General features: G+C 44.8%; 10 protein-coding genes and 1 pseudogene. 3 read left to right on the forward strand and 8 right to left on the reverse strand.

Features of this window, described 5'->3' with window-relative positions; all coding sequences use genetic code 11:
- Positions 1 to 50: 50 nt before the first annotated feature.
- The 3 genes from F7734_RS14245 (at position 51) to F7734_RS14255 (ending at position 4,155) form a co-directional block, all read left to right on the forward strand.
- Positions 51 to 1,028, forward strand: coding sequence for a DMT family transporter (locus tag F7734_RS14245; RefSeq protein WP_243146879.1), 978 nt, complete (start codon positions 51 to 53; stop codon positions 1,026 to 1,028).
- Positions 1,029 to 1,409: 381 nt separating this feature from the next.
- Positions 1,410 to 3,755, forward strand: a complete 2,346-nt coding sequence (locus F7734_RS66115; protein ID WP_347566199.1) for an FAD/NAD(P)-binding protein — start codon at positions 1,410 to 1,412, stop codon at positions 3,753 to 3,755.
- Positions 3,756 to 3,933: 178 nt separating this feature from the next.
- Entirely contained in the window at positions 3,934 to 4,155 is a 222-nt protein-coding gene (locus F7734_RS14255; protein ID WP_243146880.1) for a DMT family transporter, read from the forward strand.
- A gap of 84 nt (positions 4,156 to 4,239) precedes the next feature.
- Here the strand turns inward: F7734_RS14255 and groL are convergent, their stop codons facing one another.
- From groL to F7734_RS14300, 8 genes and pseudogenes are all read right to left on the reverse strand, one after another.
- Positions 4,240 to 5,880, reverse strand: coding sequence for a chaperonin GroEL (gene groL, locus F7734_RS14260; protein ID WP_155745333.1), 1,641 nt, complete (start codon positions 5,878 to 5,880; stop codon positions 4,240 to 4,242).
- 82 nt (positions 5,881 to 5,962) lie between these two features.
- Positions 5,963 to 6,274 carry a co-chaperone GroES gene (groES, locus tag F7734_RS14265; protein ID WP_155745334.1) on the reverse strand — a complete coding sequence of 104 codons (312 nt, stop codon included), beginning with the start codon at positions 6,272 to 6,274 and terminating at the stop codon, positions 5,963 to 5,965.
- A gap of 535 nt (positions 6,275 to 6,809) precedes the next feature.
- Positions 6,810 to 6,935, reverse strand: a pseudogene (locus F7734_RS63435) (methyltransferase); the annotation flags it as partial.
- A 109-nt stretch (positions 6,936 to 7,044) separates the two neighbouring features.
- Positions 7,045 to 8,829 (reverse strand): reverse transcriptase/maturase family protein, encoded by a 1,785-nt coding sequence (locus tag F7734_RS14275; protein WP_166481678.1) that lies wholly within the window; start codon positions 8,827 to 8,829, stop codon positions 7,045 to 7,047.
- A gap of 490 nt (positions 8,830 to 9,319) precedes the next feature.
- Positions 9,320 to 9,883 (reverse strand): CmcJ/NvfI family oxidoreductase, encoded by a 564-nt coding sequence (locus F7734_RS14280; RefSeq protein ID WP_347566203.1) that lies wholly within the window; start codon positions 9,881 to 9,883, stop codon positions 9,320 to 9,322.
- 145 nt (positions 9,884 to 10,028) lie between these two features.
- Positions 10,029 to 10,868, reverse strand: coding sequence for a sulfite exporter TauE/SafE family protein (locus tag F7734_RS14290; RefSeq protein ID WP_155745336.1), 840 nt, complete (start codon positions 10,866 to 10,868; stop codon positions 10,029 to 10,031).
- Between the two features lie 868 nt (positions 10,869 to 11,736).
- A complete protein-coding gene (locus tag F7734_RS14295) occupies positions 11,737 to 12,921 on the reverse strand; it encodes an LLM class flavin-dependent oxidoreductase (RefSeq protein WP_155745337.1) in 1,185 nt (394 codons plus the stop codon).
- Between the two features lie 146 nt (positions 12,922 to 13,067).
- Positions 13,068 to 13,847, reverse strand: coding sequence for a class II aldolase/adducin family protein (locus F7734_RS14300; RefSeq protein ID WP_155745338.1), 780 nt, complete (start codon positions 13,845 to 13,847; stop codon positions 13,068 to 13,070).
- Positions 13,848 to 13,884 lie beyond the last annotated feature (37 nt).

The raw sequence follows: 13,884 nt of genomic DNA on the forward strand, positions 1-13,884 counted from the left end.
TTGGATGATACTCTTGTGGAGCAGGACATGGTTGTGGTAAAGCACAAGAGTTGCTACTAAAGGAACCTTTGACCTTGTTGGGCATCTCGATCGTTCTTTTATCCTCCTTGTTCTTGTCATTGCATAATGTTGCTGTCCGAGTTTTATTTTCAGAACATCTCGTACTGAGTTTATTTTTACTTGGTGGATACGTTAAACCGGATTTTCAGAATTCATTTTTGCTGATGTTTATGCGAATGCTATTGGTGGTTCCACTTATGGCTTCTGTAGCATTCAAACTCTATCCATCTGCTCTTCAAGAATTCCTAAGTTTGTTCAAGCAGAAACGCTTGGACGTTATGCTCCAAGCCTCTGGCTGTGGAGTTCTCATGTTTGTGTATATTGCTTTACTCTACGTTGCGATTGGCTTGATTCCTACTGGCATTGCAATCGCACTCTTCTTCACCTATCCTGTCTTCACAGCACTACTGTCGTGGAAGTTTTTTGGCGATCGCCCTACACTCTTCCGTTGGCTTATTATGAGTATTATTCTAGGAGGCGGCGTTCTCACTATTCCCCAATCTTCTACCAGCTACAGCAGTAATACCATTACGATTGGCATTTGTGCTAGTGTTGTGTCTGGGATAGTTTACGCCTTCTACAACGTCATCGCCCAAAAATGTCTAGAAAAATTCCATCCCGTTCCCTTTACGTGGATTAGCTTTGCCTTAACTTTGCTGCTCTCTGGTATTAGTTTATTGTTGTTTCCACCTAGCATGACCCAACTTGATTGGACACCTATGTGGATTGGCAGTCTTTTTTCGGGTTTGACGAGCTTTGTCGGACACTCTCTATACAATTTAGGGATTCGCAAGAGCGGCGCAAATACTGCTTCTATTATCGGCTCTAGCAGCCCAGCATTAACGGCTCTGGTTGCATGGGCAACGATTAGCGAAACTTTAAACGTGATTCAGAGTGTAGGGATTGGTATAGTCACATTGGGGATTGCGTTGCTGAGTAGAGAAAAGTTGATTCACAAGAGAAAATAGAGGCGAGTCATGTGAACATTCCAAGAGTGTTACTGACTCCCGAAGAATATCCTAATTTCCAAAACTCTTTTCTAGCAAAACTTTTTTAGCAACTATGGTTTTAATATTTAATCGTCGTCGATTTATCCAAGTAGTTAGACCGGGGATGTTAGGACTAACTACAGCAGTTGCTTTGGGTAGTTGCGATCGATCTCTGGTAGTTGGGTGTTACAGGTTGAATCATACACACAAAACCGGATAAATATGTAGCATAATAAACCAAATTATTTTTACTACAAGCGTTTAATTAAAGCATTAGTGCCTGAGGAGAGTCATATAGTATTTTTTTAGTAGCAAAAGTCTGCTATTCGAAAGTAGTCGCCATACACTATATTAAGCACCGTGATTAATTCTAATGTCCAAATAGCACATCCTTCAACCACCACGATCGCGATCGTTGGCGCAGGCTTTAGTGGTTCTTTAGTAGCGGCTCACCTGTTAAAAACTGCCAACAGACCCCTGCTGATCAAGTTGATTGAGCGCAGTCACGAAATTGGCAAGGGAGTTGCCTACAGCACCGAAACCACCAGCCATTTGCTTAATGTATCCGCAGGCAAGATGAGTGCCTTTCCCGACGATCCCGGTCATCTGCTGCGCTGGCTGCAGTATAACCGCAGCGAGTTGGCAGCATTCCTACCCAATGACTTGAACGCCAGCAGCTTCATTCCCCGTCAGATCTACGGGCTTTATATCCAATCCATTCTGGAGGAAGCTGAAGCCACGGCTTCGAGTAACGTTCGGCTGGAGCGCGTCATCGATGAAGTGGTAGCAGTGGAGCCACAAGCCAAACAAGCAATCGTCTCCTTGCGAAGCAGCCGTACTTTCGTGGCAGATAAAATTGTGCTGGCAGTAGGAAATGCGCCCACTCCTCCCCCAGTGTCTCAACCTCCAGCATCACGGCAGAACGATCGCACTAACAACTTCTACCTGCGCCATGCCTGGTCAGCCGATGCGTTAGCAGAGCTTGAGAGTAACGCGCCTGTATTGCTAATTGGCACTGGACTGACTATGGTGGATATGGTGGTGGCACTCCACGAGCGCAACCATCGGGGCAAAATTCATGCCGTGTCTCGCCGGGGCTTGTTTCCGCTGCCGCATCAATCAACAAAACCCTACCCCGCCTTCCTAACCCCAGACACCGCACCCAAAACGACTCGGGGCTTGCTGCGGCGCATTCGGAGTGAAGTGCAGACGGCAATGAAGCAGGGGTACGACTGGCGAGCGGTGATTGATTCCCTGCGTCCCATCACCCAGCAACTCTGGCAACAACTGCCCCGCGTGGAGCAGCAGCGTTTTTTGCGCCACGCCACCCCCTATTGGGATGTACATCGGCATCGAATTGCCCCCGAAATTGGCAAGGTTATCCAGACAATGCTGGATTCAGGGCAACTAACTATTACCTCCGGACGCATTCAGGACTATCAAACGGCATCTGACGGGGTAGCAGTGACAGTTCGCCGACGCCAAACAACAACGGATTGGGTTTTGCAGGTTAGCCGTGTGGTGAATTGCACCGGGGTACACGCAGATTATCGTCGCTCACCCCAACCCTTGATCGCCAATTTGCGTGACCAGGGGTTGATCCGCCCCAACGACATTGGCTTGGGGTTGGATACTGCCGCTGATGGTGTCGTATTCGATGCTCAAAGCAACCGTTCAACCCTACTCTATACCTTGGGTACGCCGCGCAAAGGCAATTTGTTTGAAACGATCGCCGTCCCAGAACTGCGTGAGCAGGCACAGGCACTAGCGGTAACTTTGTTGCAGTCACTCCCAGTGCGGGTGCGTCCCGTTTCACCGTTTTCTCGCGCCATTGAACAAGACAGCAAAGCTCCTCGACCTGCCATTCCCCAGTCAACACTGTTGTTTCGCCAATTATTTGACCTGGAATCCAGCACTTACACCTATCTGATTGCGGACAGTCAAACGAAAGAAGCGGTGCTGGTTGATACAGTATTGGAACAGGTTGACCGTGATTTACAAGTTCTGGATGACTTGGGGTTGAACTTGCGCTACTGTTTGGAAACTCACATCCATGCCGATCATATCACCGGGGCAGGTAAACTGAGACAGCAAACGGGTTGTCAGGTAATGGTGCCCCTAAATAGTACTGCTCGGTCTGCAGATCACTCTCTTGGCGATCGCGAAACCTTAATTGTGGGGGCGGTAAAGATTGAGGCGATCTCCACACCAGGACACACCGATAGCCATCTGGCTTATTTAGTCAACAACACTCATCTGTTAACGGGGGATGCCTTATTGATTCGGGGCTGTGGACGCACAGACTTCCAATCAGGCGATGCGGGCATTCTGTACGATACGGTGACGCAACAGTTATTTACTCTCCCAGAGGAAACCCTAGTTTATCCCGCCCATGACTACAAAGGGCGCACCGTTTCCACGATTGGCGAAGAAAAACGCCTCAATCCCCGATTTAGCGTTCGCGGAGCGACTCAGAACGAGTATCGTAGCCGCGATCAATTTATTACAATCATGAGCCATCTGGGTTTGAGCTATCCCAAAAAGATGAACGAAGCCGTACCCGCCAATGAATACTGTGGCGATTTCATGCCAGAAGCAAGTTTGAGCAATGGCAAGAGTTCGGCGGATGCAGATCGTGAAAAAGTAGAACTGACGCTATCGGCGAATACTGAAATATATGAGGACTACTTTGCTATGTACATTTAGGAGTACAAGGCAAAGGCATTGCCGAGATTTTCCTTTGCCAGTTATATTTGAATCTCAAATTCCTCAAATTTTAGCTCTCCAGGATACTTGTCAAACATAGTTGAGTCTCGATAGATATTTGTTACTTCCCGTGCCATTTTTTGGAAAGACTGACGACTAACTTCGCTTAAGTTCCCAATTGACGAGCTTTATCGGGCACTCTCTATACAATTTAGGAATTCGCAAGAGTGGCGCAAATACTGCTTCTATTATCGGCTCTAGCAGCCCAGCATTAACAGCTCTGGTTGCATGGGCAACAATTAGCGAAACTTTAAACGTGATTCAGAGTGTAGGGATTGGTATAGTCACATTAGGGATTGCGTTGCTGAGTAGAGAAAAGTTTATTCACAAGAGAAAATAGAGGCGATCTCAATATTTGGGGCGATCGCCTCTGGAGATTGAACGAAGAGGAGAAAATTTTGACTGTTACTGCTTGATGTAACGATTAGTAATCAAAGTCGCTACCTAAGCCACCAGCACCAGGTGCGGCAGGAGCAGCCTCCTTCGGTTCTGGCTTGTCAACTACAATTGCTTCGGTGGTCAGCACCATGCCTGCAATTGATGCTGCATTCTGCACTGCCGAACGGGTTACCTTCGCAGGGTCAACAATTCCTGCTTCAAATAGATCCACGAACTCGCCGATTGTGGCATCGTAACCTACATTGAAGTCTTTCTCTTTCACTCGCTCCGCAATTATCGCACCGTTTTGACCCGCATTCTCCGCAATCCGTTTCAAAGGAGCAGCCAATGCTCGAGATACGATTAACGCCCCCGTTAATTCTTCACCTACCAAGTTAGACTTAGCCCAGTCTTCTAACCCAGGAGCCAGATGTGCCAGTGTCGTCCCACCACCGGGAACAATGCCTTCTTCAACAGCAGCTTTAGTAGCATTAATAGCATCCTCCAGGCGGAGTTTGCGGTCTTTGAGTTCGGTTTCGGTAGCAGCACCGACCTTAACGACCGCAACCCCGCCTGCTAGCTTTGCCAAACGTTCTTGCAACTTCTCTTTGTCATAGGAAGACTCGGTTTCTTCAATTTGCCGACGGATTTGCTCCACCCGCGCCTTCACAGCTTGCTCGTTACCTTCAGCAACAATGGTGGTGCTATCTTTGGTGATGGTGATTCGGCGAGCTCTACCGAGTTGGTCGAGCTTGGTAGCATCCAACTTCAAACCAGCATCTTCTGTAATTAACTGCCCTCCTGTAAGAATGGCAATGTCTTCCAAGATAGCCTTACGGCGATCGCCAAACCCAGGTGCTTTCACAGCTGCTACATTCAGCACACCACGTAGGCGGTTAACAACCAAAGTTGCCAAAGCTTCTTTTTCAATATCTTCGGCAATAATGACCAAGGGTTTGCCTTGACGTGCCACTTGCTCGAGAATAGGTACTAAATCTTGTACCAAAGCGATTTTCTTATCGGTTAACAGAAGGAAAGGTTCATCCAGTACTGCTTCCAATCGATCGGCATCCGTCGCAAAATAGGGAGAAATATAGCCCTTGTCAAAGTTTAACCCTTCTGTGACTTCTAATTCGGTGGTGACTGATTTACCTTCTTCTAAAGAAATCACCCCTTCACGACCAACCTTATCTAATGCTTCTGCAACGAGGCTACCCACAACTTCATCGTTTCCGGCAGAGATGGCAGCAACTTGAGCGATCGCTTTAGAGTCTTCTACAGGACGAGCATGTTCTTTGATCTTGTCCACTAAAAAACCTGTGGCTTTGTCGATACCACGCTTGAGTTGAATGGCGTTTGCACCTGCAGCAACATTCCGCAATCCTTCTTTGACAATGGCATGAGCCAAAACGGTTGCTGTCGTGGTGCCATCTCCCGCTGCATCATTTGTTTTGGAAGCAGCTTGACGGATTAAAGACACACCAGTGTTTTCAACGTGATCTTCCAGTTCAATTTCTTTAGCTATGGTGACCCCATCATTGACAATTTGAGGAGCGCCAAACTTCTTCTCCAAAACAACGTTACGACCTTTCGGACCGAGGGTAACAGCTACTGCCTCAGCTAGAATATCAATTCCTTTTTCTAATGCACGACGAGCATTTTCGTTGTAAATGATGCGCTTTGCCATATTTGTCCTTTGTTATTTGTCAGTTGTCCTTTGTTATTTGTCTTTTGTGTTGTACTAATGACCAATGACCAATGACCAATGACTATGAAACAATTGCCAGAATGTCCTTCTCAGACAACAAGACATACTCTTCCGTACCAAGCTTGATGTCGGTACCAGCATATTTGGAGTAGAGGACTCGATCCCCAACTGCAATATCAATTGCCTGACGGGTACCATTATCATTAAGCTTGCCAAGACCGACTGCAACAATTTCACCTACCTGAGGCTTTTCTTTAGCGCTATCAGGCAGAAGAATACCGCCCGTTGTTTTCTCTTCGGACTCACTAACCTTGATGAACACCCGATCGCCTAGAGGCTTAACAGTAGATACGCTCAACGCTATAGATGGCATACAAAATCCTCCAAACTCACAAATTAAGGTGAACGAACGATGTAATGCTATGAACTAGCGCAGGTGGACTTTGGTTCAATAAAAAATTAACCGATTGGGAAGAAAATTCATCATGCGTCATGTTTCTCAAATTTAACGCTAGACGTGGACGATTTTTTGGATGAAACCAATCTGATTAACAGCGAGCAAAGTTAGAAATTGCTGGTAGTTCATACTTAAACACCAGTAAGTTTATCGGATTACTGGCTTTTGTATATTAAGTATAATGTCATATAGTCTTGTAAAAATCAAGCAGCTTAGAACAAGAATTAGCAGTTGCCGTCGGCAACTGCTAATTGTTCAGTAAAATCTTGTCCAAAGCTTTCTAGAAAAGCTTTTAAGGGTGAAGGGCGTATCGTGCTTCACTCCTTCACCCTGGGGAAAGGCATCTTATTGAGAATGACCCTGAATCCCTGGAAAACCTGTGCTTATCCTTGACTGGAATAGTTTTTCAACAGTTGGCTAGACGCGATAAATCGCTGTCTCTACAGAAAATTTATTCATAAAAAACTATCGTCCGTAATTCAATACTCTGACGTGGTGGGGCATCCAGAGGGCTTGTGGGATCGTCAAATCCAGTATGAGCAGCAAACCTTGCCCTTCCATCCTCTGCGGAGTCAAAAGTGGGTAGCTAGCTAGCGAGGTTTCCAATTATTGGCTCCTTTTCCAACTAGCCCCCGCCGAACCGTGCTTACGAGTTTCCAGGTACACGGCTCTCCAGTATTCCATTATCATGAGACTTGTTTACCTGCGGGGTTACCTGCGTGTATAGCATCATGGCATTGAGGGCAGACCATCAAAGTTTTTCTCCTACGTGCGGACATGATTTGCATCCATTGCGGTTTTTCTTTTCTACCTTTGGTTTTGAGGTCTTTGAGGGCGCGAATATGGTGAACTTCAATATCACCTCTTGCCCCACAAATCTCGCATTCATCAGCTTGAAGCCGTTTAATCAGTTCATTTCTGAACGCGGGCTTTCGCGCTCGTGGCAGGTCTTCTATGATTGTTTTTAGGTTGCGTTTTAGTGGTATACCACCGAAACGAGCCACTAAGGGTTTCTTGCCTTCTCTTGGGACGGTGATTTCGACACACTTTCTTAGACCGTGTGGCAGTTTTACCGTCTTGTGATACTTCGCGCAAATTTTAGCCACGCTAGTTTTGTGTTTACAAGCAAGAGTTTTCATCAACGAACTCCACATAACCCATTGGAGTTTTTGGAGCCACGCGATGTTTTGAGCAAGGCTGTAGAATTGTACGTACCCTCTATATTCTGATTGGTAAATGTTGATGATAGTGAAATCATCATCATTTATTAATTCAGGGCGGTGAATGGGTTTCCCATTTCTCATATAGAGAGAACATTTTTCTTCTACAAAGCTTGTGGGAATTCTTAGTCCAGTAATTCCATTAATTGAGCGCTTACCATTGGTATGCTTAGTGTCGGAATATTGAACTAGAATTTCGTAACCTAAGAAGTTCGCTGCTTCGTTTCTAGCATGAGTAATTAAGGTCTTTTCTTTAGATAATTCTAGCTGAAGATTTTCCGCTAGAAATGTCTTCAATTTTTCCTTGATTTCTTTTGCCTCTTGAAATGAACCAATGAATCCAAGTAGAAAATCATCAGCGTACCGCACATAATTTAGCCTTCTGTATTTAGGGTCACGAACATCTTTGGAAGGCATTTGCTGGTATTGAATTTCCAGTTGACGCGCTTTTTCAATTTGTCCCTTCTTCCTGTAATACCAGGCAAGTTTTACGAGTTTTGAGTATTCCGGATTTTCTGCCCTTGCTTTACCTCTTGTATACTCTGGGATAAGTGTCCGTTCGATAAATTTATCGAATTTATCAAGATAGATATTGGCGAGTATGGGTGATACTATCGCGCCTTGCGGTGTTCCGCTGAGGGTGGAGTGATATCTCCATTGCTCACAATAACCTGCCTTGAGTAAGTTTTCAATCAATCTCAGGAAGCGGTTATCTTGGATTTTCTCGCACAGAATTGACATTAAGATTTTATGGTCTATGTTGTCAAAACAGCCTTTGATATCTCCTTCAATAAACCACTTGGTTCCTTGCCAAGTGCGGTCTATTACTGTTAGCGCCGTATGGCATCCGCGTTTTGGTCTGAAACCATGACTGTTGTCGGAAAATTGGGGTTCATAATACGCTTCTAATATTAAACGTACTACTTCTTGAACCAATTTGTCTTTCCAAGTAGGAATACCTAGTGGTCGAGTTTTCCCATTTTTCTTGGGAATATTAATTCGCCTCACTGGTGTCCATCGAAAGCGTTCATATCGAATCTCTTCGATAAGAGTTTCAATCTTTTTCATGGACATTCCGTCAGCAGTTTCCTGAGTTATCCCAGGCGTCATTGCTCCAGCATTTTTATAAATGCGGCTATACGCTAAAAGGTACAAGTCGGGATTGAACAACTGTCTGTAGACATCATCCAGTGGTAAACCCCGGTACCCCCTGTCTCGGATTACATTTAACACCGTTTCGGCGTTTCGCATCTCGCGTACCTCTCGGTAACAATGTAAGAAATACCTGTTCCCCTTTGCCATGTGGACGGCTTTCCCGCCCTCGGACTACTATGGGAACTCTGTAGTCATAGGACTCGCGTCCCATAGACCATCCCGCGCTTCATCAACTCGGTACGTATCAGTGTGATTTAGGTGTCCCACTCATTCGTTAAGCCATCTCATCGGTGGCTGACTTCGTTTAAAGAAGTTGTGTGGTTCAAATGCTTAAAACTACACACAAACGATTATTCCTTTTAGGCGTTGTAGGAATAGGTAATCGAGTATACCGTCAGAATTGGGCTTCAGATAGTTTAATCTTCACCTTGTCACACAAGTCTTGCCGAACAATGGTTTTAACGCCTTCTCTCCATTTCCGGCTTTACCAACATGCTGTTGTCCCTTTTGTCTTTCGACTCCAGGTAAGTTGGTTGACTTAGAGACATTCTTCTTAGTCTCTCCCAACTTGGTTGGGAATACCGCGTTAATCGTCGCGGCGCACGCACTTAATAAATAGCGCTTCGTCTGGTTGCATCTGCGGGAAGTAGAACCATTTATGTGACGGGTTATAGGTGACTGAGTAGGTTTCGCCAGCGTAATTGCGGTACAAGAGATCTCCAGCCACAAGGTCTTTTGGTGCAATGCTTCGGGCGTCGCACACTGCCAATGGTGATTCCTCAATTGGTGCAATCGCTCGCCAAATATTAATCAGTGCAAATCTTTTTTGCAGCAATTTATCAATGTTATCTATCCCCTGCTCTGTCAACACCTTGCGTGCGCGAGTATAGCCAGATTTGGCTGTAAAGTCATTATGCACGTGCTTGACAGGCCCCCTGATTTCGTTCTCGTTTGGTCGGGAAAGTTGAGCGTTACGCAGAGTGCGATCGAAGATGAAAATCTCAGTTGCACCTACGACATCTTTTAAGAGTTGCTTAGCTTCAGGATAATAGACGTTGCGGATTTCATCTTCATCATAGAAATCGCATGTAACACGTCTACGCCTAGTAGATTTACTACTTAGTACTGACGAAATTAGTTGTTCAGAGATTGCTCAGCGGTTGGATATTAGCTTGTCCCTTTCTTGTCACCACTTGAAAGTTTTGACAGAAGCAGGTTTGGCAAAAACCTACAAAAAAGGTCAGACAAGGTATTACTCCCTAGATCGTGTTGTTTTAAATAGTACCTTAGAGAGTTTAAACATTCATAATTTTTAGCCAAAAAGCAGCACTAGAACCAGAAATTAAAGTCACAAAGTTGCTATTCTCTGAGTCCTGTTGTTGCTGGGATTTTCGCAATGTTATAACTGCTAAGATAGCAACTACTGTGAGGTAGATACGTCGTAACCAGACATTGCCTAATTTTAGAGCCATACGACCTCCAATTACACCACCTATGAACATTACAGCACCAAGGATTATTCCAAGTTGATAATCTATTAATCCTTGGTTTATGAAAATAAGGGTAGCTATAAGTGAGGAAAAAATATTAATCAGTTTAGTCGTCGCTATTGCTTCAACAAAAGTCATACGAAATAACATTACATAGACGGCAGTAAGTAGAGTTACATAACCACCACTGAAAAAACCACCATAAATACCAAGTAGAAAAGTGGCTATATAGCCTGCAATTTCTGCTCTTGGTGAAGGTACCCCTTCTACTGGGACTAGTCCTGCATTATGGTTGGTAATTGAAAATAGAGCGACTGCTATCATAGAGACAGAAATAACAAGTGGCATTGTTTTTGATGGGACAACGAGAACAAGCAATGCTCCTAAAATCGATCCAATGAGCGTCAAGAATATCAGTAATGGTAAACGTCTAGTATTAATCACGTTTTTCCCAAAAAAAGGTAGTGTTCCACCAACACTCATTAAGGTTAATGCCATCATATTAGTAGCTATGGCAATACGCGGCTCAACTCCAAACTCAAGCATGACTGGTACAGTAATTAGGGAAGTACTCCCAGCGATCGCGCTAATAATGCTAGCTCCCAGAAAAATTCCAGCAAGAATCAGTATTGATGAAACACTCATAAGATAGCAGTCTTTTATTGTTATTAATAACTATCTTGAAAGTATTTTTGCTGTTTATCAAGTCTTTTAAATTTTTCGCTCATTTTACCTACTTAGTTAGTACTAAATAAAAGTATTGGTAACAAATAAGTTGGTAAAAAAGATACTAAAACCAAATAATTAAATTGGAGTAGCAACATCTCAAGAAAGACGAAGTTAGTGGCAAAATGTTTGAAAATAAACTAGTATTCCACGATAAATATTTTCACAGCTTAAGTTGGTATAGCTCCCCAACTTTTTTGATAAGTCGAGGAGCTAGCAAATTTCAAAATCAATGTAATTCAGTACTAGTAGTTCACCACATAAGTTTTGATGGGTGAACAATTTTTCATTTCTCGTTCCTAGGTTCTACCTAGGAATGCATTACTAGAGGCTCTGCCTCGTAACAGAGGAGGCAAAGCCTCTCAATCAGGCGTTCCCAGGCGGAGCCTAGGAACGAGGTGATATAAAGTTCCGACTCATTTTCTTTTCCTCTTCCTTCGCGCTCTTTGCGTCTTTGCGGTTTTTTAATCACTCCTCAAATTCAATGTGATGAACCACTAGAACCTCTATATACTGTGATTGATAGTGTTCAAGCTAGAGGAGAAAATGGAGATTTCAAGACGCAAAGTATAAAATTTTACTAAAATTTTTAATAAACTTATTGGTTCGGTCTCAAGCAGCATCAATTTTAGCTAATGTTGTATCAATTGCTTTATCCCAATTTGGTGATTGTTTGATAAGTCCAAAACGAGCAAGTCATTAGGACTGGTTTATCAGTTCTTGACGATACTCTTCTGTTGAGGGTTCAAATATTAAGTGACGACAACCTAAACTTGGTACAAGTAATTTATAATCGAAGACCAGCCTGTTTCATCAGAGGTAGGATGCGATCGCCAAAAAATTCTAGGTCTTTCTTAAAGTCAAAAAAGCTCAATTGCAAGCCGTTAACACCAGCCTTTTTCAACTGTACAAACTGCTCGACCACCTGTTCGGGTGTACCTATGACCTCAATGTTACCACCAATAGCCCGACGTTTCGGTGCGTCTATACCCCGGCGACCCTTCCAAGCGTAGGCATCGCTGTCAAATCTGCTAAAACCCAAAGGTGCATCTGAATCAGCATGGGCGACTATAGCATCGTGGTAAGCCCAAGTTTCGCGCTCCCTTTCGCGGCTGATTACCATAGGGTTGAGGAGCGTTCGCACCTCGCGTCCAATGTCACGTGCTGCCTGCTTGACTCTTTCAGTATGTGCAGGCAGCACTTCGATGGCACTGGCGAAGTCCGAACCCCCTGGACTGGTGATGAACACAATGTCAGAATAGCGTGCGGCAAAGGAAATGCCAGCGTCTGAGCCTGTGGCATTGACAAGCACTGGACGACCGTATTTAGGCTTAGGTGTAACGAAGGCACCATTAAGTTTCCATGAAGACTTCCCTTCAAATGAGAAATTCTCGTCGTCACCCCACAGGCGTTGCAGCACTTCAATGAACTCGGCTGCTAGTTCATAACGGTGGTCATGCTCAATGCGTTTCCAACCAAACATCTCGTGTTCAACAGCGCGGTGTCCAGTGACCACATTGATGCCCCAGCGACCCCCTGAGATATGGTCTAATGTTGCACCATACTTAGCTAAGTGCAATGGATGAATTGGCCCATATAACACATGAATAGTAGAGATTAGTAGGATCTTTTGTGTCAGGCTTGTTAGAGCAGCTGTGGTAACAAAAGAGTCCAGTGCTTGACCGTTGAACACGCCGCCATAGCCACCTTTGGGTAGCCATTGTGACAGCGCAAATACCAAGTCAAAGCCCAGCGCCTCAGCGTGCAGCACCAGATCTTTATTGTATTCAAAGCTCCAGTCGGTGGTGCGTGGTAGTTTAGAGGCGCTCCAACCTCCTGCCTGGATTGGCAGAAATAACCCAAGCAAGACGGGCTGCTGCAATGCTTGGGAGAGGGGGCTGAGAGGAAAGTCTGTCGGAGCCGCAAAGCGATCCCAACCGACAATCGAACCGGGGCGGTGGTTAAGGGTCATCCTTCAGATTGTCTGTATAAACGGTTACGCAAATTTCTTCTACCAAATTGAAGAAGAATGCAACAGATGGTCTGGTTGAGATTAAGTCTAAGCAAGGCTTTCTCAATCCAAAATCCAAAATCCAAAATCCAAAATCCAAAATGGTATTAATCCAATAAATCTGGTTGATCGTGAGTAATTTCATCCCACAAATACTGGAATCCGCGCCAACCTGCTTCGTGAGTTCCGTTACGTTTTTGAATCCCTAAAGCGATATCGTGGTCAATAAGAATGGGTTTACCGACAGATTCTGCTAGCAATTGGGATTTAGCTGCATCTTCTAAACGGATGAACCACCAAGCGGCTTCGTCTACACTGCGTCCTACCGTTAATAATCCATGATTGCGGAGAATCACACCTTTGCGATCGCCTAATGCTTGAGCAATGCGTTTTCCTTCACTTGTCTCCAACACAATACCTTTAAAATCATCAAATAAAGCATGATCTTGGTAGAAGGCAGCAGAATCTTGGGTAATGGGATCGAGCAATCGACCTAGTGATGACCACGTCTTGCCATAGAAGGAATGAGCATGAGCTGCAGCAATGACATCTGGGCGGGCTTCGTGGATTTGTGAGTGAATAGCAAAAGCTGCTTGATTGAGTGCGCCATTACCTCGAACAACTTCACCTTGAGGATTGACCAGGATCAAGTCTGAAACACGAATGCGACTAAAATGAATCCCAAAGGGATTGACCCAAAAATGGTCAGTGAGTTCGGGGTCACGGGCTGTTATGTGTCCTGCTAGCCCTAGGGCAAAATCGAAGCGAGCAAAGACTCGTAAAGCTGCTGCCAAGCGTTCTTGGCGATGACGACGCTCTGCTTCGACAGAGGTAAAGGTTGGTGGCTTAACAAGACTACCATTGCGGACGAAAGAAGTTTGTACCATAATTCTCAACTGCTACTAAAGTGATTCCGGGAATCCC

Source organism: Scytonema sp. UIC 10036 (genome assembly GCF_009725235.1).

What these genes read in the sequence shown, in the direction of transcription:
- groL (WP_155745333.1), bottom strand. Translation starts at nt 5,880, where the DNA reads ATGGCAAAGCGCATCATTTACAACGAAAATGCTCGTCGTGCATTAGAA.
- F7734_RS14300 (WP_155745338.1), bottom strand. Translation starts at nt 13,847, where the DNA reads ATGGTACAAACTTCTTTCGTCCGCAATGGTAGTCTTGTTAAGCCACCA.
- groES (WP_155745334.1), bottom strand. Translation starts at nt 6,274, where the DNA reads ATGCCATCTATAGCGTTGAGCGTATCTACTGTTAAGCCTCTAGGCGAT.
- F7734_RS14295 (WP_155745337.1), bottom strand. Translation starts at nt 12,921, where the DNA reads ATGACCCTTAACCACCGCCCCGGTTCGATTGTCGGTTGGGATCGCTTT.
- F7734_RS14290 (WP_155745336.1), bottom strand. Translation starts at nt 10,868, where the DNA reads ATGAGTGTTTCATCAATACTGATTCTTGCTGGAATTTTTCTGGGAGCT.
- F7734_RS14275 (WP_166481678.1), bottom strand. Translation starts at nt 8,829, where the DNA reads ATGCGAAACGCCGAAACGGTGTTAAATGTAATCCGAGACAGGGGGTAC.